Source organism: Bacillus mycoides (assembly GCF_000832605.1).
Lineage (GTDB): Bacteria > Bacillota > Bacilli > Bacillales > Bacillaceae_G > Bacillus_A > Bacillus_A mycoides.
In genome coordinates, this window is sequence record NZ_CP009692.1 from 1,277,571 (window position 1) to 1,302,020 (window position 24,450).

Below are 24,450 nucleotides of genomic sequence, written 5' to 3' on the forward strand. Positions count from 1 at the left end.
ACGATTTTCATAAGTTGTCATTCTATGATTGATTTTGTAAAATAAACTAGAAGAACAGGTGATTTATCCTGTTTTCGGCTTATGCCAAGTTTTTTCATTCAAATACAGTAAAATATATGAATCCACAACATGCGTAGAAATGTTGCGGTTTTTCTTTTCATAACTATAAAAGATAAGGATTTGTTAACGGGTAATGAATATGGAATGGTTGGAACAATTATTAGGAAAAGAGTGGAGTCTTATACCGGCTGGTGGAGTAACGGGCGATGCATATATTGCGCAAAACGGACAACAAAAGTTATTTTTAAAGCGGAATACATCGCCCTTTTTAGCGGTATTGTCAGCAGAAGGAATTGTTCCAAAATTACTTTGGACAAGAAGGGTAACGAACGGTGATGTAATTTCTGCTCAAAAATGGCTTCCGGGACAGAAGTTAGAGCCAGAGGATATGAAACTAGAGCGTGTTGCGAAACTTTTGAAGAAAATACACTCCTCTAAAGCGCTTGTGCAGATGATTCAAAGGCTAGGAAAGCAGCCGCTTCATGCGCAAGAGTTATTACAACAATTACAGCTCGTTTTAAGAGGAGATATAAGAGTTGATGAAACAATTCAGCAAGGCCTGCAATATTTAACGGAGTCATTAAAAGATATTGAGTACAATGAATTCGTTGTATGCCATTGTGATGTAAACCATAACAATTGGATATTGTCGGACGAAGATGAATTGTTTTTAATTGATTGGGATGGGGCTGTTATTGCTGACCCAGCTTTAGATCTTGGTATGTTATTATATTGGTATGTTCCGCGCCATGAATGGAGTGAGTGGCTCGGATATTATGAGATTGAACTAGATGAATCATTGCTTAGGCGTATGAGATGGTATGTGATAGCACAAACGATTTTATCTATGCAATGGCACACAACAAAAAAGCAGCAAGCAGAAGCTAAATATTGGCATCAATATTTACAGCAACTACTTGCTTCAGAATAATACTTAAGAAAAATTGTCCATTCCAGCAATCCACTGAGTAAGTTGTTCTTGATTATTGGAAATATGGTTGTCCAAATTAGAGGAAGATTTACCCGATTGACTATAAGAATATACATCGTTTAGCATTACTTTAGTGTCACTACTTATACTATCGTTTGCGAGTAACGATTGAATGAGTCGCTCTAATTGCTCGCATTCAGAAACTGTCCCGCAGCAATCACTTTGATGGTTGATTAAAATATCTTTTAACACTTCTAATTGATGCTGTTGATTAATTGGCATGAACGGATCATCCTTTCGAGTGTTTTTCTCTCCCTAGAAATGTAAGAGAAAAAGCTGTTTCGTCATGGAATGTTTAATGCTTTATGTAGTTTTTATCAAAATGGTACATCTTATACTTGAAAGAAACGGACCGAGTGCTCGTACGTACTTGGTTTTTTGTTTGATAGATTGATTAAAACAGAAAGAAGGAATTTTTCCTTTAAAATAGTTTTGTAAAGAGAGGGAGACATCTATGCGTTTAAGACATAAGCCTTATGCAATGGATCGAATTAATGAGTATTCACATATCGTAATTGGAAACCCAGAGGAGAGCGCTGGTAACTGGAAAGAAATATTTGGAAATGAACAGCCAATTCATATTGAAGTAGGTACAGGACGTGGCCGCTTCATGTATGATATGGCAAAAGCAAATCCGCATATTAACTATATTGGAATTGAAAAATTCACAAGTGTTGTTGTAGATGCACTTGATAAATTAATTGAAGAAGAAGTACCGAACTTAAAGTTAATTAATAAAGATGCTGAAGATTTAACAGTTTTCTTTGCGAAAGGTGAAATTGACCGCGTTTATTTAAACTTCTCAGATCCATGGCCGAAGAATCGTCATACGAAGCGTCGTTTAACGTATAAAACATTTTTACGCAATTATGAAGAAGTGTTAGTAGATGGCGGAGAAATTCATTTCAAAACTGATAACCAAGGTTTATTTGAATATTCTATTATGAGTATGGCTGAGTATGGTATGTTATTAACTTACCTTAGCCTAGATCTTCATAATAGTGATTATGAAGGAAACATTATGACAGAATACGAAGAGAAATTTTCTAGTAAAGGTCATCGTATTTATCGAGTTGAAGCAAAATATCGTACGGAGCCTATGCAGTAATGCATAGGTTTTTTATATGAAAAATAATCGGAATATTATGTTAAAATTAAATGAAAAAGGGGGATGGGATATGGAACAGTTACAAATTGGAAATATAAAAGTGACGTGGCTAAAAGGTGGGAATACACATTTAGATGGAGGCGCGATGTTTGGAGTTGTGCCAAAAATACTTTGGTCACGAAAATATAAACATAATGATACAAATCATATTTATTTACGAACAGATCCGTTACTCTTACAAACGAAAGAAGGAAACATACTTATTGATTCAGGGATAGGGAATGGTAAATTGAATGAGAAAATGAAGCGAAATCAAGGTGTAACAGAAGAATCATCAGTTAAGGAATCTTTGGAAAAATTGGGACTGCATACTGAAGATATTCATTACGTCTTAATGACGCATCTTCATTTTGACCATGCATCTGGTTTAACAAAATGGGAGGGAAATCACCTTGTTCCGGCGTTTCCGAACGCAACGATTTATGTAAGTGAGACTGAATGGAATGAAATGAAAAATCCGAATGTTAGATCGCGTAATACATATTGGAAGGAAAATTGGGAGCCAATCGTTGATAAGATTGTTACGTTCAGGAAAGAAATAGAAATTACGGATGAAATAAAGATGGTGCATACGGGTGGTCATAGCGATGGACATGCCGTTGTCGTCCTTGAAAGTCAGGGTGAAACGATGCTTCATTTAGCGGACATTTTACCGACGCATGCACATCAAAATGTATTATGGGTAATGGCATACGATGACTATCCAATGACATCGATTGAACATAAACAAAAGTGGATGAAGTATGGTGCTGAAAAAGAGGCGTGGTTTACTTTTTATCATGATGCATATTACCGTGCAGTAAAGTGGAATGAGGAAGGGCATATAGTGGAGAAAATAGAGAGACAAACAAATATAGAAGCTTAATATTAATAAGAGGAAGGTGTCCAAAAATATTTATTGGAACAATCTCCACTTATTATGTATTGCTGTTATTATCAGCTTTTGTTGGTAATTCTAAAAAAAAAAAGAGGTTCACCTAATGGGAAACCTCTTTTTATGCTGCTATAACCTCTAAAACAGTACCTGTTTTAGCATCAACTAAAAATTCAAATCGTTCTTGTATTTCATCTAACATCGTTGTAAGACCGCCGCGATAAACTTCGTACGCGACATCATATTTTTCAAATGCCTCTGGAACCATATGTACCCAAGAGCCAGTAATTTCACCTTTATGACTTAATGCTTGTTTCACCATTTTCAATGCTTTTTCTGAAGAAATATGGGATTGTTCTTGTACTTTGTTTGCAACGAAATAACCAGCTGCGAATCCAACGCCAAGACCTGTGACTAAACCTTTCCAGCTCATATATTCACCTCAATTCTGTAAAATAAAAATAGTGTACCAATAATAATTATAATGCAAATGCAACTAAAAAAGAAGAAACTAGAAACATTTCGAAAATTTCGTTACAATAAAAGAGGTATTCTACTAAGGTTTGAAAGAAGGGGACTTCGTGAATAAAGAGACATTACAATTATTTCGTACGTTAACAGAATTACAAGGTGCATCAGGTTTTGAACATGATGTGCGCAGTTTTATGAAGCAAGAATTAAGCAAATATGCTGATGAGATTGTGCAAGACGGTTTAGGTAGCGTATTTGGTCTGAAAAAAGGGGACGAAACTGGCCCGCGCGTTCTTGTAGCAGGTCATATGGATGAAGTAGGTTTCATGGTTACGCAAATTACGAAAAATGGGATGCTTCGTTTTCAAACGTTAGGTGGCTGGTGGAGCCAAGTACTATTAGCTCAGCGTGTACAAGTTATGACGAAGAATGGTCCTGTTATTGGGGTTGTTGGTTCCATTCCTCCTCATTTATTAAGTGATGCGCAACGTGCAAAACCGATGGATATAAAAAATATGTTAATTGATATAGGTGCAGATAGTTATGAAGATGCGATTGAAATTGGCATAAAGCCAGGGCAACAAATCGTTCCAATCTGCCCATTCACGCCAATGGCAAATGAAAAGAAAATTATGGCGAAAGCTTGGGACAACCGCTATGGATGTGGCCTTGCTATCGAATTGCTAAAGGAATTAAAAGATGAAACATTACCAAACACATTATACTCTGGTGCGACTGTACAAGAAGAAGTAGGTCTTCGCGGAGCACAAACTGCTGCAAATATGATTCAACCAGATATTTTCTATGCGCTTGATGCAAGTCCAGCAAATGATGCATCTGGTGATAAGACGCAGTTCGGTCAATTAGGAAAAGGCGCTCTTCTTCGTATTTATGACCGTACAATGGTAACACATAGAGGAATGCGTGAATTCATTTTAGATACAGCAGAAACACATAACATTCCGTACCAATACTTTATTTCACAAGGTGGTACAGATGCGGGCCGTGTGCATACAAGTAACTCTGGTATCCCATCAGCAGTAATTGGTGTTTGTGCACGCTACATTCATACACATGCTTCTATTTTACATGTTGATGATTATGCGGCAGCGAAGGAATTAATTACGAAGCTTGTGAGAGCAACGGACAAAACGACGTTAGAGACAATTAAGAATAACGCGTAAAGAGGAAGGGTGAAAAACCCTTCTTTTTTTAGGTTGAATAGATGACCCAGCGATGAATGGGAGCGGTCAGTGCCTAGTTGGTGCTCGAATGGTGTATTAAGACCTTGGATAGGAAGAGAGAGGAAGGCTGTTTTTGGAAAACCTTTTCTTTTTTTAGGTGGGAGAGATGACACAGAGATGCGTGTGTGCGGTCAGGCGCACTACGGTATAAATCTCAGTCATGAAGACTGATTTGGTGTTCGAGGCTAGTATTAGGATAGAATGATGAATTTATATAGAGGTGAATGAAATGAAGGTAGTAGTTGGATCGAAGAATAAGACGAAGGTTGGGGCTGTGGAGAAGGTTTGGGAAGATGCTGAAATTACATCTCTTTCTGTTCCATCAGGAGTAGCAAATCAGCCTTTTTCAGATGAAGAGACGATGCAAGGAGCAGTAAATAGAGCGAAGAGAGCATTGCAGGAAGGTGCAGCTCATATCGGCATTGGGCTAGAAGGCGGCGTTATGAAAACGGAGCATGGGTTATTTATGTGTAACTGGGGTGCTTTAGCGACGATTGAAGGTAAAACATTTGTTGCGGGCGGGGCGCGTATTAAGTTACCAGACGATTTTTTAGCACCGCTTGAAGAAGGAAAAGAGCTAAGTGAAGTGATGGAAGAGTTTGTAGAGCGAAAAGATATTCGTAGTCACGAAGGTGCTATCGGTATTTTTACAGATGATTATGTCGACCGAACGGAATTATTTGTACACGTTGTTAAGTTACTTGTTGGGCAATATAAGTATGATGAAAAGCAAGCATAAACCTTGCACCATGCGCGATGTATGGTAGTATAAAGAAAAGATTATAGTGTGAAAAAGTGCACTCGTTAGAGGAGGAAATATAGATGAAATCATTAGAAAGCATGGAACAATTCCAAGAATTAAAAAATGAAGAAAATGTAGTCTTCATGTTCTCAGCAGAATGGTGCCCAGATTGCCGTTTCGTTGATCCATTTATGCCAGAAGTGGAAGAGAAGTATAGTGACTTCTCATTTTACTATGTAGATCGTGATGAATTTATTGATTTATGCGTGAAAGTAGACGTATTTGGCATTCCAAGCTTTGTAGCGTACAATAAAGGTGAAGAAACTGGACGCTATGTAAATAAAGATCGTAAAACACAAGAGCAAATCGAAGAGTTTATTGAAGGTTTAAAATAAGACAATTAGCCAATTGAATTGTAAAAACAACCTCTACCTTCGCGGGGGAGGTTATTTTTTTGGAAGGGAGGAAAAAGAGATGAAAATGACAAGTAAAAAGATGAAAGACGAGTTAATGAAGAAATTATCTCGACCAGAATGGGACTTTCATTATGATAGCGAGAAAGAAGTTCTTCGTATTGAACAAACAGACTCGAAAAAAGGTATTAACGTATCACTTCCAGGAGTAGTTGCAAAATGGGAAGTGAACAAAGAAAAAGCAATTGAAGAGGTCGCTTATTACGTACAAGAAGCGCTAATTGCAATGCATAAAGAAGAAAATAGCACGGCGAAAATTTTACCTGTTATTCGCTCTACTTCTTTCCCGAAACAATCAGAAGAAGGAAATCCGTTTATTATGACGGACCATACGGCAGAAACACGTATTTACTATGCGCTAGATTCTAATAAAACATATCGATTAATTGATGAGGGCTTATTGCAAAAATTAGAGCTTACAGAGGAACAAGTACGTGAAATGGCATTATTTAATGCTCGCTCATTAGGCTATGAATTTAAGCAGGAGACAGTAGCAGGTAATACATTCTACTTTTTAAACACAAATGATGGATACGATGCGAGTCGTATTTTAAACGAATCGTTACTACACTCGATGCGTGAAAAGATCTCCGGTGATATGGTTGTTGCAGTTCCTCACCAAGATGTATTAATTATTGCTGATATCGTCAACGAAATCGGTTATGATATTATTGCACAAATGACAATGAAATTTTTTGCCGAAGGGCATGTTCCGATTACATCACTTTCATTCGTATATGAAGATGGGGACTTTGAGCCAATCTTTATTTTAGCGAAGAATCGGAAGAAGACAGATGGAAAAGAGAAAGGATGAACGAAGTGAACGTTTTTTACAACCTTGAAGGAATTGGTGACACTTTAATTGTTACCTTACAAGATATTACTTTAGAAAACCGTACATTTGACCGCAAAGGAGATGTTGCTCGCGTATACGATCGTGAAAGTAACGTAACAGCAGGATTCAACATCTTTAATGCGTCTTCTTATGTAGAAGTAACAGACAACGGAAACGTTACATTAACGAAAGAGTTTGTTGAAAAAATTAACGGAATTTTAGCGAAGAATGGCTTTGAAGAAAAAGTAGAAGCTGATTTCACGCCGAAATTTGTTGTAGGCTATGTAGCTGAAAAAGAGAAGCATCCAAATGCTGATAAATTAAACATTTGTACAGTAGAAATCGGTACAGAAACATTACAAATCGTATGTGGTGCACCAAACGTTGACTCAGGACAAAAAGTTGTTGTTGCAAAAATCGGTGCTGTAATGCCAAGTGGTATGTTAATTAAACCAGCTGAACTTCGCGGTGTTCCTTCTTCTGGAATGATTTGCTCTGCACGTGAATTAGAGCTTCCAGATGCTCCAGAAGAAAAAGGTATTCTTGTATTAGAAGATAGCTTTGAAGTTGGACAAGAATTTAAATTTTAATTGATGTTAGAAAAAGTAGTCTCGCATATGTGAGGCTATTTTTTTTTGTACGAAATTCCTAGGATTGTAACGTTTCCTCTCAAAATCTATATTGTATTTCAAAAATGGATTAGGTAAAATTTAGAAAAAAGAAGGGGGTAGACGTATGAAACAACAACCAAAAATTGCAGAACTTCTGAAACGAATTGAAACTTCAAAACAGCAAGATATCGAACTAGGTTCCTATGAAATATATGTGTTTAGCGAAAATGAATTAGAAAAAGGACAAATCGGTTATCGATATGATAAACATAAAAATTCATTAATAAGTGAAGAAAGTGGAAAATGGAAAGAGGAATGGATTGTTATCGGATATGAAACGGATATGGGGGATCCTGTTTTCGTAAATGTAGCTGATGATGCTTATCTAGTCTATACCGCAGAGCGTGGTACAGAAACGTGGCAACCCGTTCATATTGGAAATATGGATGAAATTATAAAACAATTATAAGAAAAACTTTGAGCCCGGTGCAAAGTGATAGGAGAGAAAAATGAAGTATATAAAAATAATGAGCGCTATTGCAGTCATTGGAATATATATGGGAGGTTGTTCGCAAGAAGAGCCGAAAAAAGAAACAACATCTTCTATACAAGAAAAAAACAAAGATAATAAGGAAGACGCACCGGTAGAAAAGCAGCAAGAAGAACAAGAAAAGAAAGAACAGCCGCAAGCAATTCAAACGAATGAGCAAGTGGAACATAAGCAGGAGGAAGTGCCGGCCGAGGAAAAGAAAGAGGAAACTACGCCGCTGCAGCCAACTGAGCAACCAGTACAAAATAATGAACAAAAAGTAGAGAGTAATGAAAAACAAGAAAAGTTTCTCGTCGTTATTGATCCAGGGCATCAACAAAAAGCGAATTTAAATTTAGAGGCAATTGGTCCAGGAGCAACTACGCAAAAATATAAAGTAACAGACGGAACAGCGGGAGTTGTAACGAAAAAGAGGGAATCAGTTCTTGTATTAGAGATGGCTTTTATATTGAAAGAAAAACTGGAAGCAAAAGGTATACAAGTATTGATGACGAGAACGTCACATGAGGTTGATATAAGTAATAAGGAACGAGCAACATTCGCGAATGATCATAAAGCGAATTTATTTTTGCGCCTTCACGCAGATGGTTCTGAAAATCCAAATCAAAGTGGATTTGCTGTATTGACACCGGCAGAAGGAAGTCCGTATACGAAAGAGATTTATGCTGAAAGTCTTCAAATCTCTCAAACGATAGTAAATAAAATGAGAGAGAATCATCAAGTGAAAGTAAATGGAATTAAATTTCGGGATGATCTTTCTGGATTTAATTGGTCAAAAGTTCCAGGAGTACTATTAGAACTTGGATTTATGTCAAACCCTGAAGAAGACAAAAAATTATCTGACCCACAGTATGTAAATTCTTTATTGCAAAGTGTAACGGATAGTGTGGATGAATATCGGAAGGGTAAAGATTAAACGAGGTCTTACATGTAAGACCTCGTTTTTCTATATGAAAAACAATCGTGAATTAGAATATTATGGATAAAACTAATATGCTTAATTTTACCTGCACTTTTTGCCGAATGCTGATACAATAAAGGATGTTACTATTTAGTAGAAAGAGTGGTAAACATGTTAGATTGGATGAAAAAGCTGTTTAACAAAGAGGAAGAAAAAACAGTGATGAATAAAGAAGTACCGGCACAAATTGAAAGTCAGCCGAAAATTCCTCGTGTAAACCACTACACTGAAGCAAGAGAAGCACAAATGGCAAGTCGGAATGCAGGGAAATGTCGTTTTCCATTAATACCAGATAATGGCTTCGATGAGGAGGATGTAAGAGAACTGCCTAACTTTGAAGAACAACCTATTCAAAGAGGAGCATATGAAGAACAGCCTACTCAAAGAGGAATAAAAGTGGAAAGAAGCAGACGACCGTATGTGGAAACAGAAGCACCTACATATGAGGAACCGGAATTGCAATATGAACCGGAACCAGAGCCTGTCGTAAAAAAAGCATTCGTACCGTCGCAAGAAAGTAACCGTAGACCATTTCGTCCAACAGAAATGATTTCTCCGATTTATGGATATAACCGTCCTTCAGTAGAAACGAAGGTTGTGCAGGAGGAAGAAAAGGTAAGAGAAGATCTTGAAATATCTGTTGAAGGAAAAGCTGTTGTTGACGCATGGTTAGAGAAAAAGGGATATACATTATCTGACTTTTCGGGAGTTCTACAAGGAAGTTCATCTGTTAAGAACGGAGTGAACGAACGAAGTAATAAAGTAGAAGAAAAATCGGTTGTGGATACATGGTTAGAGAAAAACGGTTACGAAGTTGAACGTCAAGCCCCTTCATTAGAAGAAAGCCTAAGTGATGATTTGCTTCATAAAACAGTAGGACAGCATGTGGAAAAAGAGGCTACAATTGTACAAGCCTTGAAGCAGGAGCAAGATGTAGTGGCGTTATCATCTACAGAAGATAACGAAGAAACTTTACAAGAAGAGTCAATAGATTCTAAAGTAGAGCATGTGTATTCGATATTAACAGAAGAAAATGAATGTAATACAGAAATAGAAGAAACTGTTGCTGAAGTTGCAGCAAATCAAGTCGAAGAAGAAACCTTAGAAGATGTAGTGATTGTAAAAGCAGATGAAAAGCTTGAAGAAACAATTACTATAGAAATACCAGATGCTTTTGAAGAAGAAGCTAAGGAAGCAGAAGAAGTTGTGGAATTAGAGAAACCTGAGGAAGCAGCAGAAGAAGTTGTGGAATTAGAGAAATCTGAGGAAGCGACAGAAGAAGTTGTGGGATTAGAAGAAGCTAAGGAAGCGACAGAAGAAGTTGTGGAATTAGAGAAATCTGAGGAAGCGACAGAAGAAGTTGTAGAATTAGAGAAATCTGAGGAAGCAGCAGAAGAAGTTGTGGAATTAGAGAAACCTGAGGAAGCGACAGAAGAAGTTGTGGAATTAGAAGAAACTGAGGAAGCAATAGAAGAAGTTGCAGAATTAGAGGAAGCTGAGGAAGCGACAGAAGAAGTTGTGGAATTAGAGGAAGCTGAGGAAGCAGCAGAAGAAGTTGTAGAATTAGAGAAATCTGAGGAAGCGACAGAAGAAGTTGCGGAGTTAGAGGGTACTAAGGAAGAAGAACCAATTTCTCAAGAAACAGTAATTGAAGAAACGATGAATACAGATTTAGTGGAAAATACACCAGTTGCAGAGCAACCAGTGATTTCTCAACAAGAAACAATTACGTTCAAGGAAGAAAGTGAAGTATTCGTACCAGTTTCAGAAACGGATGAGCAAACAAAGAAAGATGTTCAAAACTTTGCGAACGTTTTAATTGAAGAAGCGGAAGAAAAGAAGCAAGTTGCTGAAGAACAGCCTGCTTTACAAATAGAAGAACCGAAACGTGAGAAAAAACGTCATGTCCCATTTAATGTTGTCATGTTAAAGCAGGATAGAAAGAAATTAATGGAAAGACATGCGGCAAGAACGAACGTAATGCAATCAACTGTCAGTGAGCGAGTGGAAGAAAAGCCAGTGCAGCAAGTGGTAGTAGAACCACAAACAGAAGAAAAGCCAATGCAGCAAGTGGTAGTAGACCTGCAAGTGGAAGAAAAACCAGTGCAGCAAGTGGTAGTAGACCCGCAAGTGGAAGAAAAACCGATGCAGCAAGTGGTAGTAGAAGCCCAAGTGGAAGAAAAACCAATGCAGCAAGTGGTAGTAGAAGCTCAAGTGGAAGAAAAACCGATGCAGCAAGTGGTAGTAGAAGCTCAAGTGGAAGAAAAACCGATGCAGCAAGTGGTAGTGGAACCGCAAGTGGAAGAAAAACCGATGCAACAAGTAGTGGTGGCTGGACAAGTACAAGAGAAAGCATATGTTGTAAATCAAAAAGAGAATGATATGCGCAACGTACTACAAGCGCCACCGAAGTATGAACTTCCGCCATTAACGTTGTTGTCAATTCCACAGCAGGCAGCATTAGATAATACGGAGTGGCTAGAAGAACAGGAAGAATTATTAAATACGACATTTAATAATTTCCATGTTGGAGCACATGTTATTAATGTGTCACAAGGGCCGGCGGTAACTCGTTTTGAAGTACAACCAGACCCAGGTGTGAAAGTAAATAAAATTACAAATTTAAGTGATGATATTAAGTTAAGTTTAGCTGCGAAAGATATTCGAATTGAAGCGCCAATTCCAGGGAAGAGTGCAATTGGAATTGAAGTTCCAAACAAGGAAAGTAAGCCAGTATTCCTGCGTGAAATTTTAAGAAGTCCTGTATTTACAAAGAGTGAATCACCGCTTACAGTTGCGCTGGGGCTTGATATTTCCGGTGATCCAATTGTAACGGATATTCGAAAAATGCCACATGGACTTATTGCGGGTGCAACTGGTTCAGGGAAAAGTGTGTGCATTAACGCGATTTTAACGAGCATTTTATATAAAGCGAAGCCGCATGAAGTGAAGTTGATACTAATTGATCCGAAGATGGTTGAGCTTGCACCATACAATTCTGTTCCACATCTTGTAGCACCTGTTATTACTGACGTAAAAGCAGCTACAGCTGCGTTAAAGTGGGCGGTTGAAGAGATGGAACGTCGTTATGAATTGTTTGCTCATGCTGGTGCTCGTGATTTAACTCGTTACAATACGATTGTAAGTGGTAGAGAAATCCCAGGTGAGACATTACCTTATATTGTAATTGTCATTGACGAGTTAGCGGACTTAATGATGGTTGCTCCTGGTGATGTGGAGGAAGCGATTTGTCGTATTGCACAAAAAGCGCGTGCTTGTGGTATTCACTTATTAGTTGCGACGCAGCGTCCATCTGTAGACGTTATTACAGGTTTAATTAAATCAAACATTCCAACGCGTATTGCGTTTACAGTATCATCTCAAGTTGATTCGCGTACGATCATCGATATTGGGGGCGCGGAGAAGTTACTTGGTCGTGGTGATATGCTATTTTTAGGAAACGGCACATCTAAACCAGTTCGTGTACAAGGTGTATACGTATCAGATGATGAGATTGAAAGAACAGTTGATCATGTGAAAAAGCAAATGAAGCCAAACTACTTATTTAAGCAAGAGGATTTATTAGCAAAATCAGAGCAGAGTGAGTCTGAAGATGAACTATTTTTTGATGCATGTCAATTTGTTGTAGAGCAAGGGGGAGCGTCCACATCTTCTGTACAGAGAAAATTCCGCATAGGTTATAATCGCGCGGCACGTCTAATTGAAGAGATGGAGTCGCAAGGGATTATTTCTGAAGGAAGAGGAACGAAACCGAGAGATGTCCTTATTTCTGAGGATGAATTCGCTGCTATGCAGGAAACAAATGTATAGGAAACGGTTTTGCTGTATACTAATAGAAAATGTTGGATAGTAAAGTAGGGAGTAAAGCGACATGAAAGAAATTGAATTAAAATTAAAAGGTGAAATAAATCGACTAACAAATAAAACATTTAAATTTGATGAACGTGTTGGAGAAGGCTGGTTCTCTGCCGTTTACTTTTTAAAAACTAGAGAAATCATTGAAGAATTTCGCCCGAAAAGCGTTGTAACAATGCAGTTTTTTCAAAAAGAACATGCAGTTCTTTGCGGAGCAGATGAGGTAATCGCATTGCTACAAACATTTGCCAAAAATCCTGAGGAATTAGAAATTCATTCTTTAAAGGATGGCGATAATATTAGTCCGTTTGAAACAGTTTTAACAATTCATGGTCCTTATGAATACTTCGGCTTTTTAGAAGGTGTAATTGATGGGATTTTAGCTCGTCGTACATCAGTTGCGACAAACGTATATAACGTTGTCCAAGCTGCACGTAGTGTAGATAAAGAAAAACCGGTTATTTTCATGGGAGATCGTGACGATCATTATACGCAACAAGCTGGTGACGGCTATGCGGCATACATCGGAGGTATGAGCGCGCAAGCGACGCATGCAATGAATGAATGGTGGGGCAGAAGTGGTATGGGGACGATGCCTCACGCTTTAATTCAAATGTTTAATGGTGATGTTGTTGAAGCTGCAAAGGCATATCATAAAAAATTCCCAGAAGATGAATTAGTCGTACTAATTGATTATAACAATGATGTCATCACAGATGCACTTCGCGTAGCGCGTGAATTTGGATCAACATTAAAAGGTGTACGTGTCGATACGTCTCGCACAATGATTGATCAATACTTCATTCGTCACCCAGAAGTACTTGGAACATTCGATCCACGTGGTGTAAATCCATCACTTGTATTTGCACTTCGTAAGGCTCTTGATGAGGAAGGGTTTCAACATGTAGATATCGTTGTAACTGGTGGGTTTGATGAGAAGCGTATTCGTGAATTTGAAGCTCAAAATGTTCCTGTCGATATATACGGAGTAGGAAGTAGCTTATTAAAAATGAATATTGGTTTTACTGGTGATAACGTAGAATTAAATGGAAAACCAGAAGCAAAAGCTGGTCGTAAATACCGTCCAAATTCACGTCTAGAGCGTGTTCAATTAGAAACAAAAGAAGATATGTAAAAGCGAGAAAAACTGATAGGTGATTGACCCTATCAGTTTTTCTGTTATCATAGTATAGCGGCTTGTTTTTTGCTATAATAAATGTGTTATGGACATAAAAGAAGTACGTACGAGTTTATCACTGATAAGTGAATATAAAAAGAAATTCACTGCATCAGAAATGTATGATGATTACCAAAATAAGAAAAGATTCATATACTGTCTTATAGATAGGCCGTTGTATTAGTTCGAAATGTTGGAGGTTCTTTAAGATGACAGTTTACCATTTTGTAGGAATTAAAGGAACAGGAATGAGTTCATTAGCACAAATTCTTCATGACATGAAGCATACTGTTCAAGGGTCTGATTATGAAAAGCGTTTCTTTACACAAACAGCATTGGAAAAGCGTGGTATTTCCATCCTTCCTTTTGATAAGAATAATATTAAAGAAGGACAAGTGATTATCGCAGGAAATGCATTTCCTGATACGCATGAAGAAATCGTAGCAGCAAAAGAATTAAATATCCCAGTACATCGTTACCATCACTTCTTAGGTGATCTTATGAATCAGTACACAAGTGTTGCTGTAACTGGTGCACATGGAAAAACATCAACAACTGGTTTGTTAGCCCATGTAATGCAAGGTGCACACCCAACATCATACCTTATTGGAGATGGAACGGGGCATGGGGTAGAAAATAGTAAGTATTTTGTATTTGAAGCTTGTGAGTATCGTCGTCATTTCTTGTCTTACTATCCAGACTATGCAATCATGACAAATATCGATTTCGATCACCCAGATTACTTTGCAGACATCAATGATGTATTTAATGCATTCCAAGAGATGGCATTGCAAGTGAAAAAAGGTATTATTGCATGTGGTGATGATGAAGAACTTCAAAAAGTTCAAGCGAAAGTACCTGTTATTTTCTATGGATTTGGAGAAGATAATGATTTCCAAGCACGTAACATTCAAAAGAGAACTGATGGTACTATATTCGATGTATTCGTTCGTAATACGTATTATGACACGTTCAAAATTACAGGATACGGCGATCACAGCGTATTAAATGCATTAGCAGTAATCGCGCTTTGCCATTATGAAAACGTTGATGTAGAAGCAGTTAAGCATCAGCTAACAACTTTTGAAGGCGTAAAACGTCGCTTTAATGAAAAGCCAATGGGAGAACAAGTTATCATTGATGACTATGCACACCATCCGACAGAAATTAATGCAACGATTGAAGCAGCTCGTCAAAAACATCCAGAGCGTGAAGTTGTCGCTGTATTCCAACCACATACATTCTCACGTACAGAGAAATTTTTAGATGAGTTCGCGGAAAGCTTAAGTAAAGCTGACCAAGTATACTTATGTGATATTTTCGGATCAGCACGTGAAAACAAAGGTGAATTAACAATTGAAGATCTGCAAAAACGTATCGATGGCGCAGAACTAATTACAGATACAACAACGGATGTGTTAAAGAAACATAAAAACGGCGTTCTTATTTTCATGGGCGCAGGTGACATCCAAAAATTCGAAGCAGCTTACGTAAAAGAAGTTCAAGTTGCAGAGAAGTAATAGAAAAGACGCATAGCTTGGCTGTGCGTCTTTTTTTGTTGTGTCCGATTTTTATTTATGTATTGACCTAGAGTTAGCTCTAGGTTGTAAGATGAATATGTAAAAACAAGGGGGAGAAAACATGTATAAAATCGGTGAAGTCGCAGAATTAACAGGGATGGGTATTCATACTTTGCGCTATTATGAGAAACTAGGTTTATTGCCACCACCAACGCGGAATAGTGGCATTCGTCAGTATACAGAAGGTGATGTGCGCCTATTAAAATTTTTATATTCATTAAAGCAAACAGGAATGTCTTTAGAAGAGATGGCTGAGTTTGCAAGTGACGGATGTATTATAGAGGAGATTAGACAGCGGGAAGAGGAAGTACCTGCGAAAATAAAAAAGAGGATTTCAATTTTAACAACACACTTAGATCGTTTAAGGGAACAGCAGGAGCAATTGCAAAAAGTAGTTTTGTTAACAGAGGAGAAGTTAGAAATTTATTATGGTTTTCTAGAAGAGAAAAACTCGGAGGCCAACAATGAAGAATAAAGTATACGCTCAGTTACTAGGGTTTGCGATTTTCACTGGTGGAACATTTAATGCTTCGAAATATGCGGTGCAATATTTCGAAGCGATTCATATAGCGGCATGGCGTTTTGGGATTGCTGCATTTGTGATGTTATGTCTGTTAAAAATACGAAAAGATTTTGAGGTGGAGGTATGGAGGCAGAATAGGGCTTATTACCTTTTGCTAGGTATTGTTGGTGTATTTGGTTTTAACTTCTTTTTCTTTTTAGGTATGAAACATACAGAAGCTATTAATGGTGCACTTATTATGGCGACGAATCCGCTCGTTACGATGCTATTAGCAAGTGTTATTTTACGAGAAAAAATTATAAAGCGCCAAGGTATTGGAATGTTACTTGCATTACTTGGTGTTGTTTTTGTACTTACACAAGGTTCATCTACAATACTACAAAGCTTATCATTTTCAAAAGGGGATTTTTATATTTTATTAGGGAATATTTGCTGGGCGTTATACGGTGTACTAGGCAGAAGGTTTATTAAAACTGGTAGCCCAATACAAACTACGACATATACGATGACGATTGGTGCTCTTGCCTTTATTGTGATATCTGTCACTCAAAAAAGTATAGTACCAGTTTTGGAAGTTCCTTTGTTAGCTTGGGGAGCGATTCTCTTTATGGCAATTGGAATGAGTGTGCTCGGTTACTTATGGTGGAATAATGGAATTGCTCAAATTGGGGCAGCAAGGACATCTTTATTTTTTAATTTAGTGCCTGTTGTTACAATGATTATTTCTTTTATTGAAGGAGTAAATATAACGCCCGCACAATCTGTAGGAATGATATTAGTTGTTACGGGAGTATTATATTCTTCTGGTTTTATACAAATAAAACCGAAAAAAGTGTGAATATTTAACATTTTGTATCTGTAAGTGTTAGAATAATAAGAAAAATAAAAAGGGGCTAAAAAACATGTTCACACTCCGAGTAGATGAAGAAATCGAACTACAACTATTAGAAAAACATCATAAAGAGGAATTATATCAATTATTAGATCAAAACCGTAACCATTTAAGAAGATGGCTCCCTTGGGTAGATGGAACGAAATCAGCTGATGCGTATAATGAGATTTTTCCGATGTGGTTAAAGAAATTTGCAGAGGGAGATGGGTTTGAGGCTGGTATACGCTATAAAGGAAAGCTCGTTGGGATGGTAGGTATTCATCCGGTGAGCTGGGGTAAGAAAGCTACGAGTCTTGGATATTATCTTGCAGAAGATGCTGGCGCGAAAGGTATTATGACGCGAAGTGTGAAGGCTGTGCTTCATTATGCATTTGATAATTTAAAGCTGAATAAAATTGAAATTCGTTGCGGTGTTGAAAATGCGAAAAGCCGTGCGATTCCAGAACGTTTAGGTTTTAAATTAGATGGTATTTTAAGAGATGACGAATGGTTATACGATCATTTTCAGGATATCGCTGTGTACAGTTTACTAGCTTCAGAATGGAAAAAAATTCGATGAACGAGAAGATTTGTATTATTCCGTATGAAAGTATGTTTCAAGAGGAAGTAGTAGATCTTATCGTTCATATTCAGCGAAAAGAGTACAAGGTCCCTATTACGAAAGAAGAGCAGCCGGACTTACTTGAAATAGAAACGTTCTATCAAAGGGACAACGGAAATTTTTGGGTAGCAACTTATGATGGGAAAGTAGTTGGAACGGTAGCTTTATTAGATATTGGAAAGCATCAAGTAGCGCTAAGAAAAATGTTCGTGAAGAAAGAGTTCCGCGGAAAAGAATGGGGCGCATCACATACGCTACTTCAAACGGCAATTTCTTGGGCGAAAGAAAAGAACTTGGAAGACATTTATTTAGGAACAACAGTTAAATTTCTAGCAGCACACCGTTTCTACGAAAAGAATGGTTTTCAAAGCGTGAGTATAGAAGAGTTGCCAAAAAGTTTTCCAGTGCTAGAGGTAGATAAGAAATTTTATAGGTATACTGTTTAAAAAGGTCATTCATAAATGATCTTTTTTTATGAACTAAAATGGAAATGATGGTATAATTTGGATTAGGGGGTGTGGGTATGAACTTTCCAATTCAGAGAAGTAAGTTAGGAATAATTTTCGTTAGTATAACGTTAGCTTTTATGGTGATATATCCAATAGTTATGTTCTTTACAAGAAAAGGGGATTGGGCTTCAGCTCTAATTGGGATGGGATTATGTTTTATTGTAAATGTCCCTCTCGTTTGGGAAATGTTCATTAAAAAACATAAAGTAGAAAATGGTATTTTAAAATACGGAATTTTAAATGACGACGTTGTATTAAAAGATATAAGAGTTATTCGTCAAGTTGGAAAATCATTTGAGATTACAACGAATGCATATAAAGTACATATGATTGCGATGCCGCAAGATCCGGATGAATTTTTGGCGCTTATCGCGAAAGAAAATCCATATGTGAAAATAGAAATGGTAGGTAAGAAATGAAATATGTAAAACTTTTGTTTTGTTTGGAAATTTTGTTTGTGCTTGTTGGTTGCACTAGAGTATATATGAAATGGGATCTGCCCTTATATGTCCCAATATTAATAGGTACTATCGCAGTGACGCTTTTATTTTATTTTCATTTTCAGCAAACAAAAAGCGAGAAAAATAGCTCCATATAAAGTAGGGGGATTAGAAATGAAAAAGATCTATATGTTGTTTTTATTTCTGCTAACTGCATCCATTCTTTTAATAGGATGTAGTGCGAAGAAAGAGAAGTCTGATGTTAGTTTAGAAAAGGCACAAAAAATTGAAATTGAATCGCTTATTGATTCGAGTGATAAAAAAACAATTACCGATAAGAAAGAAATCACAAAGTTGTTTGAATCAATCAAAATGGATGAGTGGGAAATGGAATCGGCTCCTTTAGATACTCCGCAAGGGAAAACGTTTAAAATGTATCAAGAGGATACACCGAAATTATTGGATTCGGGTAAAGATAAAAAAGAGTTACATGAAATTGGTACTATGACAGTATATAAAGATGTCCCTTATGTCGAAGTTGAAATGAAAAATAAGAAAATGAGTTTTAAAGTGCCAGAAGATATGGCGAAAGATTTATTACAATATTAATAAAAAGACGCTCGGAGAAAATTCCGAGCGTTTTTCATTATTTTAAGTTCTCTGGGTTTAAAGCTTCTAGTTCAGTTACAACGAAGCGTCCGTCTTTACGGATTAATACGTCGTCGAAGTAAATTTCACCGCCGCCGTATTCAGGGCGCTGAATGCATACTAAATCCCAGTGAATGTTAGAGTTGTTGCCGTTCCATGCATCATCATAAGCTTGTCCAGGTGTGAAGTGGAAGCTGCCATCGATTTTTTCATCGAATAGGATGTCTCCCATTGGATGTAAGATGTATGGGTTTACGCCGATTGCGAACTCACCAACGAAACGCGCGCCTTCGTCTGTATCGAAGATTTTGTTAATGCGCTCTGTATCATTTGCAGTTGCTTCAACGATTTGACCGTTCTCAAATTTAAGTTGTACATTTTCAAATGTATAACCGTTGTAAGGAGATGGTGTATTGTATGAAACTGTACCGTTAACAGAATCGCGAACTGGTGCAGAGTATACTTCACCATCTGGAATGTTTAAATGACCCGAGCATTTAATAGCTGGAATGTCTTTAATAGAGAATGTTAAGTCAGTTCCAGGGCCAGTTAAGCGAACCTTATCTGTTTTATTCATTAATGTAACAAGGCTATCCATCGCCTTATCCATTTTACCGTAGTCTAAGTTACAAACTTCGAAGTAGAAGTCTTCGAAAGCTTCTGTGCTCATTTTAGCAAGCTGCGCCATAGAAGCATTTGGGTAGCGAAGAACAACCCAGCGTGTTTTCGGAACACGGATGTCTCTATGAACTTTTTTGCCAACTGTTTGGCCGTGAACTTTCATACGTTCACTTGGAACGTCAGCTTGTTCGTTAATGTTATCACCAGAGCGAAGGCCGATATAAGCGTCCATATCTTTCATTACGCTCGCTTCATATGCAGCGATTTGTTCGAAATGTTCTTCAGTAGCACCCATTAATAAAGAGCGATCTACTTGATGATCTTTTAAAGAAACGAATGGGAAACCACCAGCTGCATATGCTTCTTTTACAAGTGCAGTTACAAGTTCTTTTTGTAAGCCAAAGTTTTCAATTAATACTTTTTCGCCTTTTTGTAAACGAATAGAGTAGTTAATTAAATTGTATGCTAACTTTTCAATGCGTGGATCTTTCATATGTAAAGCCTCCCTACTAATTATGTATCCTCTCCTATTGTAACCTACTTAGTGGAATTTGTTGAATCATTTATGTTACAGTTAACGAATAAGTATGAAAATTCTAATGATAAGATAGGGATTAGAATGAAACGGAAAATGATTGTATAATGGGAGAAAGTATGAAAAAGATAAAGGAAGTGATGAAATGCAAGTTCTTCTATATGTAAGTGCGGCTATTATCGCGGTTGCTTTCGCAGTATTAGTAGTGTATGTATGCAGAACGTTGTTATCGGTTCAGAAGACGTTAGAAAACGTTGCGAGCACGTTAGAAGGTTTAGAAAAGCAAATGCAAGGAATAAGCGTAGAGACGGAGCAATTATTACATAAGACAAATGCGTTAGCTGATGATATTCAACAGAAGTCACAGTCGCTAAATAAAGTAGTAGAAGGTGTGGATGGAATCGGAACGACGATCCACTCTTTAAATACGAAGCTTCGCAACGTTTCAGAGTCTGTTACGGACGAAATTGAAAATAATGCAGATAAAGTGGCACAAGTTGTACAGTGGAGCAGTGCAGCAATTGAAGTATACAACCATTACCGTACTACGAGACAAGAGAAAAAGGTTGAAAAAGAAGAGCGTAAACTTGAGAGAGCTGAGCAGAAGGCTGAAAAGAGAGAGAAGCGCTCTAGACTTCGCATGAGAGGTGAGTAACGATGAGTATGATGAAGATTGAAACGATTGAAGAACTTGAAGCGTTAGTAGAAAAGAACGAGCCTTACGTTCTTTTTAAGCATAGTACGACATGCCCAATTAGTCACGGTGCATATACTGAGTTTCAAGCGTATTGCGGTGAAGAAAGAGAAGTGCCAGCATATTACTTATACGTACAAGAGGCGAGAGATGTTTCGAACCATGTTGCAGAGCAGTACAGCATTAAGCATGAATCTCCGCAAGTGTTATACATAAAAGATGGAATGGTAGTATGGCATACATCGCACTGGAATATTAAAAAAGAAGCTTTAGAAGAGAATGTAAAATAGGGAGAGGCAAGCGAAGGGCTTGCTTCTTTTTTATTTTGTTGCAATATATTTAGTGGTACACTAGAGATACTTTAAAACTAAGTAAATTGACTTTTGAAAGTGGGTTTTAAGCAATGAAGAAAATGGCATTATGCATCGCAAGCTTAAGTTTATTACTGGGGGCTTGCAGCAATAATACTATTGAGAAGAAGGATGAAGTTGTACAGAAAGATACGAAAGAAAAAAGTATGATTCCAAGAACTGCTGTTTCTAAGGATTACTATAGAACTGTTATTCCTTTAAAAGAACAAAAGGTAATTAATACAGTTAATGTTAAAACTAATTCTAAACTAGATTTAGCAGAATATGAAAATGGTTTAATGGATATTGCTTCAAAACAATTCGATACAGAAAATTACGTATTACAATTAAATCAATATATTCCAGAGAAAACAATTGATGAATTAGTTACGAAACAAGAAGTACCAGTTTTGACTAATATTATAGAACAGGACTACTTCGGCAAACAAAATTCAAATGAACTAAGCTTATCTGGCGTTGTTATTGGTTTATCTATGTCTTCAAGTGTATCTAATGAGGAAGCTATTTCTAAAGGTACTGAAGTCGCTAAGAGGCTTATAGAAGCTATTAATAAAAATGATAAATATAACAAATCTCCAATTACGTTTGCTATATTTAAGCAAGAAAGTACAAGTTCTTTAAAGAATGGTACTTATATTTCAAGCGCTACTGTTCAAAAGAACGAGACTAATCTTGGAAATTGGGATACTATTGATGAAAAGTCGTATTCGTATCCTTCTCAAGAATTTGAGGGGGCACATGGAGAAGATAATGATAAGCTAAAGGATTTTTCTAAAGCAATGAAGGCATTTTCTCCAGGAGATTATATCCCTGTTAATGCTAAGATTTCTTATAAGCAAAATAAGATGGATAAATTAAAGATGGATATTGTCGTTAAATATAACGGTAAGTCAGAATTAATGGCACTCTCTCAAACGGCTGCTCAAAGTATGTTAGAACAATTTCCTAAAGATGCTAAAGTTCAATTACAAATAAAGTCCGAGAATAAAATCGAGGCTGTTATTATAAAAGAGAAGAACAGCGATAAACCGTTTGTTTCTTTCTTATAATGAAAAGACAGTTTTTAAGCTGAGGCTACTGAAAAAGTGAATACTTCGAGAAAAACATTTCGAATTTCCTAAAGATGTTGAAAGAAGAAAGGAGGTCATTACCTGTACATAGTAGAGAATGACCTCTTTTTTCTTATGAAATAGACTCTTTCAGTGCCTTCTTTAAAGTGTCAGATTATGTTGATGTTATTCAAATTGGCGCTCGCAATATACAAAACTTTGAACTGTTAAAGGCAGCTGGTGCTGTAAATAAACCAATATTATTAAAGCGTGGTTTATCAGCAACAATTGAAGAATTTATTAATGCAGCAGAATATAGTATGGCAGAGGGGAATGGTACTATCATTTTATGTGAGCGTGGTATTCGCACATATGAAACAGCAACGCGTAATACGCTTGATATTTCCGCTGTGCCAATTTAAAAGAAAGAAACACATTTACCTGTTGTTGTCGATGTAACGCATTCTACAGGGCGACGTGGCCTTCTATTACCGTTTGCAAAAGCGGCTATGGCAATTGGTGCTTTTGCTATTATGGCTGAAGTACATCCAGACCCAGTAGTTGCATTATCAGATGAAGCGTAGCAAATGGACATTCCAGAATTCAATGAGTTTATGAAAGAATTAAAAGCATTCGGAAGTAAATTATAAAAAGATTTCTTAGTCTATGTAGGCTTGTTACATAGCTTTTTTACAAAAATTGACCTTTTTTGCATAAAAAATACGAAAATACGAGAAAAGAAGCGAATTTTTTCGAAACTTTTGCGGGAAAATATTGTATGACCCTGTGTTTTTAGCGTATCATTAGTAAAAGGAAGAACTCGGGACGATTGTTGGCATCTGCAAATAGAGTTGATGTCTTTTTTTCATTCAAGTGAACCGATACATAAAAATAGATAACATAAATAGAAGGAGTGTGCGAAGAGATGAACGTAACAATCTATGATGTAGCGCGTGAAGCAAATGTTTCAATGGCTACCGTATCACGCGTTGTGAATGGTAACCCAAATGTAAAGCCTACAACAAGAAAGAAAGTATTAGAAGCAATTGATCGTTTAGGATACCGCCCGAATGCGGTAGCACGTGGACTAGCAAGTAAGAAGACAACTACAGTGGGTGTTATTATTCCTGATATCTCAAATACGTTTTATGCAGAACTTGCTCGTGGAATTGAAGATATCGCAACAATGTACAAATATAACATCATTTTAAGTAACTCTGACCAGAACAAAGAGAAAGAGTTCCACTTATTAAATACGATGCTTGGGAAACAAGTGGACGGGATTGTTTTCATGGGTGAAGATATTACAGATATTCACGTTGAAGAGTTCAAAAAATCTCCAGTACCAATTGTATTAGCAGCGTCATTTGATGAACAAAATGAAACGTCATCAGTAAATATTGATTATACACAAGCAGCTTACGATGCAATGAAGCATTTTATTGAGCAAGGACATAAACGTATCGGTTTCGTCTCTGGTCCTTTCATTAATAAAGCAGGAAGCGCGAAGAAGTTACAAGGTTATAAAAAAGCTTTAGAAGAAGCAGGTATTTCATATGATGAAAATCTTATAATTGATGGAGATTACACATATGATTCAGGTATAGAAGCGTTTGAAAGACTTTGGGGCATGGATGAAAAACCAACAGCAATCTTCGTATCTTCTGATGAAATGGCACTAGGTGTAATCCACGCAGCACAAGACGCGGGATTAAACGTACCAACGGATATCGAAGTGCTTGGTTTTGACAACACACGTCTTGCATTAATGGTTCGTCCGCAACTTTCGACAGTTGTACAACCAATGTATGATATCGGTGCAGTAGCAATGCGTCTACTAACGAAATATATGAACAAAGAAAAAGTAGAAGATCACTCAGTTATCTTACCTCACCGTATCCAATTTAGAGATTCAACGAAGTAAGAATAAGAGAGCTCACAGCGATAGCTGTGA

27 protein-coding genes and 1 pseudogene are annotated in these 24,450 nt (G+C 37.1%); 25 read left to right on the forward strand and 3 right to left on the reverse strand.

Annotated elements, in window-relative coordinates:
* Nucleotides 1–193: 193 nt before the first annotated feature.
* On the forward strand, nt 194–991 hold the full coding sequence (locus BG05_RS08500; RefSeq protein WP_002034382.1) for a phosphotransferase family protein: 798 nt from the start codon (nt 194–196) through the stop codon (nt 989–991).
* A gap of 3 nt (nt 992–994) precedes the next feature.
* Here BG05_RS08500 and BG05_RS08505 read toward each other — a convergent pair whose 3' ends face one another.
* The gene (locus tag BG05_RS08505; protein ID WP_002015625.1) at nt 995–1,273 is read right to left on the reverse strand and encodes a YtzH-like family protein; all 279 of its coding nucleotides are present in this window, start codon (nt 1,271–1,273) and stop codon (nt 995–997) included.
* A gap of 232 nt (nt 1,274–1,505) precedes the next feature.
* Between BG05_RS08505 and trmB the strand changes: the two genes are divergently transcribed.
* On the forward strand, nt 1,506–2,159 hold the full coding sequence (gene trmB, locus BG05_RS08510) for a tRNA (guanosine(46)-N7)-methyltransferase TrmB (protein ID WP_002015624.1): 654 nt from the start codon (nt 1,506–1,508) through the stop codon (nt 2,157–2,159).
* 70 nt (nt 2,160–2,229) lie between these two features.
* On the forward strand, nt 2,230–3,084 hold the full coding sequence (locus BG05_RS08515) for a YtnP family quorum-quenching lactonase (RefSeq protein ID WP_041867984.1): 855 nt from the start codon (nt 2,230–2,232) through the stop codon (nt 3,082–3,084).
* 130 nt (nt 3,085–3,214) lie between these two features.
* Here BG05_RS08515 and BG05_RS08520 read toward each other — a convergent pair whose 3' ends face one another.
* Nucleotides 3,215–3,526: a PepSY domain-containing protein gene (locus tag BG05_RS08520; RefSeq protein ID WP_002015622.1), complete on the reverse strand. Its 312-nt coding sequence runs from the start codon at nt 3,524–3,526 to the stop codon at nt 3,215–3,217.
* A gap of 148 nt (nt 3,527–3,674) precedes the next feature.
* On the opposite strand from BG05_RS08520, the gene BG05_RS08525 reads away from it, so the two are divergent.
* The 17 genes from BG05_RS08525 (at nt 3,675) to BG05_RS08600 (ending at nt 19,187) form a co-directional block, all read left to right on the forward strand.
* On the forward strand, nt 3,675–4,748 hold the full coding sequence (locus tag BG05_RS08525; protein WP_002089046.1) for a M42 family metallopeptidase: 1,074 nt from the start codon (nt 3,675–3,677) through the stop codon (nt 4,746–4,748).
* A gap of 289 nt (nt 4,749–5,037) precedes the next feature.
* Complete coding sequence (locus tag BG05_RS08530; protein ID WP_002089045.1) at nt 5,038–5,547, forward strand: DUF84 family protein; 510 nt, start codon at nt 5,038–5,040, stop codon at nt 5,545–5,547.
* Nucleotides 5,548–5,630: 83 nt separating this feature from the next.
* Nucleotides 5,631–5,945, forward strand: a complete 315-nt coding sequence (locus BG05_RS08535) for a thioredoxin family protein (RefSeq protein ID WP_002015619.1) — start codon at nt 5,631–5,633, stop codon at nt 5,943–5,945.
* 79 nt (nt 5,946–6,024) lie between these two features.
* Nucleotides 6,025–6,837: a DUF1444 domain-containing protein gene (locus BG05_RS08540; RefSeq protein WP_003191882.1), complete on the forward strand. Its 813-nt coding sequence runs from the start codon at nt 6,025–6,027 to the stop codon at nt 6,835–6,837.
* The gene (gene ytpR, locus BG05_RS08545) at nt 6,834–7,448 is read left to right on the forward strand and encodes a YtpR family tRNA-binding protein (RefSeq protein ID WP_016127541.1); all 615 of its coding nucleotides are present in this window, start codon (nt 6,834–6,836) and stop codon (nt 7,446–7,448) included. Before BG05_RS08540 ends, ytpR begins: the two co-directional genes overlap by 4 nt.
* A gap of 145 nt (nt 7,449–7,593) precedes the next feature.
* The gene (locus BG05_RS08550; protein ID WP_002015616.1) at nt 7,594–7,938 is read left to right on the forward strand and encodes a hypothetical protein; all 345 of its coding nucleotides are present in this window, start codon (nt 7,594–7,596) and stop codon (nt 7,936–7,938) included.
* Between the two features lie 40 nt (nt 7,939–7,978).
* Complete coding sequence (locus BG05_RS08555; protein WP_002015615.1) at nt 7,979–8,935, forward strand: N-acetylmuramoyl-L-alanine amidase; 957 nt, start codon at nt 7,979–7,981, stop codon at nt 8,933–8,935.
* 156 nt (nt 8,936–9,091) lie between these two features.
* Nucleotides 9,092–12,811 carry a DNA translocase FtsK gene (locus tag BG05_RS08560; protein ID WP_041867985.1) on the forward strand — a complete coding sequence of 1,240 codons (3,720 nt, stop codon included), beginning with the start codon at nt 9,092–9,094 and terminating at the stop codon, nt 12,809–12,811.
* A gap of 61 nt (nt 12,812–12,872) precedes the next feature.
* Complete coding sequence (locus BG05_RS08565) at nt 12,873–13,991, forward strand: nicotinate phosphoribosyltransferase (RefSeq protein ID WP_002015597.1); 1,119 nt, start codon at nt 12,873–12,875, stop codon at nt 13,989–13,991.
* A gap of 251 nt (nt 13,992–14,242) precedes the next feature.
* Nucleotides 14,243–15,553, forward strand: a complete 1,311-nt coding sequence (murC, locus tag BG05_RS08570; RefSeq protein ID WP_002015598.1) for a UDP-N-acetylmuramate--L-alanine ligase — start codon at nt 14,243–14,245, stop codon at nt 15,551–15,553.
* A gap of 121 nt (nt 15,554–15,674) precedes the next feature.
* Nucleotides 15,675–16,088, forward strand: coding sequence for a MerR family transcriptional regulator (locus tag BG05_RS08575; RefSeq protein ID WP_002015599.1), 414 nt, complete (start codon nt 15,675–15,677; stop codon nt 16,086–16,088).
* The gene (locus BG05_RS08580) at nt 16,078–16,974 is read left to right on the forward strand and encodes a DMT family transporter (protein ID WP_002164956.1); all 897 of its coding nucleotides are present in this window, start codon (nt 16,078–16,080) and stop codon (nt 16,972–16,974) included. Before BG05_RS08575 ends, BG05_RS08580 begins: the two co-directional genes overlap by 11 nt.
* Nucleotides 16,975–17,038: 64 nt before the next feature.
* Complete coding sequence (locus tag BG05_RS08585; RefSeq protein ID WP_003191870.1) at nt 17,039–17,587, forward strand: GNAT family N-acetyltransferase; 549 nt, start codon at nt 17,039–17,041, stop codon at nt 17,585–17,587.
* Nucleotides 17,584–18,075: a GNAT family N-acetyltransferase gene (locus tag BG05_RS08590; protein WP_002167558.1), complete on the forward strand. Its 492-nt coding sequence runs from the start codon at nt 17,584–17,586 to the stop codon at nt 18,073–18,075. Before BG05_RS08585 ends, BG05_RS08590 begins: the two co-directional genes overlap by 4 nt.
* 77 nt (nt 18,076–18,152) lie before the next feature.
* Nucleotides 18,153–18,557 carry a PH domain-containing protein gene (locus BG05_RS08595; RefSeq protein ID WP_002164959.1) on the forward strand — a complete coding sequence of 135 codons (405 nt, stop codon included), beginning with the start codon at nt 18,153–18,155 and terminating at the stop codon, nt 18,555–18,557.
* Nucleotides 18,554–18,736 carry a hypothetical protein gene (locus BG05_RS29365; protein ID WP_078175974.1) on the forward strand — a complete coding sequence of 61 codons (183 nt, stop codon included), beginning with the start codon at nt 18,554–18,556 and terminating at the stop codon, nt 18,734–18,736. The genes BG05_RS08595 and BG05_RS29365 overlap by 4 nt, the downstream gene beginning before the upstream one ends.
* Before the next feature lie 16 nt (nt 18,737–18,752).
* Nucleotides 18,753–19,187: a hypothetical protein gene (locus BG05_RS08600; protein ID WP_016127537.1), complete on the forward strand. Its 435-nt coding sequence runs from the start codon at nt 18,753–18,755 to the stop codon at nt 19,185–19,187.
* 37 nt (nt 19,188–19,224) lie between these two features.
* Here BG05_RS08600 and BG05_RS08605 read toward each other — a convergent pair whose 3' ends face one another.
* Nucleotides 19,225–20,340 (reverse strand): aminopeptidase, encoded by a 1,116-nt coding sequence (locus tag BG05_RS08605; RefSeq protein WP_002167560.1) that lies wholly within the window; start codon nt 20,338–20,340, stop codon nt 19,225–19,227.
* Between the two features lie 187 nt (nt 20,341–20,527).
* Here BG05_RS08605 and BG05_RS08610 point away from each other — a divergent pair, with 187 nt between their 5' ends.
* From BG05_RS08610 to ccpA, 5 genes and pseudogenes are all read left to right on the forward strand, one after another.
* Nucleotides 20,528–21,037 carry a DUF948 domain-containing protein gene (locus BG05_RS08610; RefSeq protein ID WP_050001013.1) on the forward strand — a complete coding sequence of 170 codons (510 nt, stop codon included), beginning with the start codon at nt 20,528–20,530 and terminating at the stop codon, nt 21,035–21,037.
* A gap of 2 nt (nt 21,038–21,039) precedes the next feature.
* Nucleotides 21,040–21,366 (forward strand): bacillithiol system redox-active protein YtxJ, encoded by a 327-nt coding sequence (ytxJ, locus tag BG05_RS08615; protein ID WP_002067603.1) that lies wholly within the window; start codon nt 21,040–21,042, stop codon nt 21,364–21,366.
* Between the two features lie 113 nt (nt 21,367–21,479).
* Nucleotides 21,480–22,496, forward strand: coding sequence for a CamS family sex pheromone protein (locus BG05_RS08620; RefSeq protein WP_003191859.1), 1,017 nt, complete (start codon nt 21,480–21,482; stop codon nt 22,494–22,496).
* A gap of 170 nt (nt 22,497–22,666) precedes the next feature.
* Nucleotides 22,667–23,146: pseudogene (locus BG05_RS31485) on the forward strand (bifunctional 3-deoxy-7-phosphoheptulonate synthase/chorismate mutase); the annotation flags it as partial.
* Nucleotides 23,147–23,421: 275 nt separating this feature from the next.
* Nucleotides 23,422–24,420: a catabolite control protein A gene (gene ccpA, locus BG05_RS08630; RefSeq protein ID WP_002034370.1), complete on the forward strand. Its 999-nt coding sequence runs from the start codon at nt 23,422–23,424 to the stop codon at nt 24,418–24,420.
* Nucleotides 24,421–24,450: the final 30 nt, after the last annotated feature.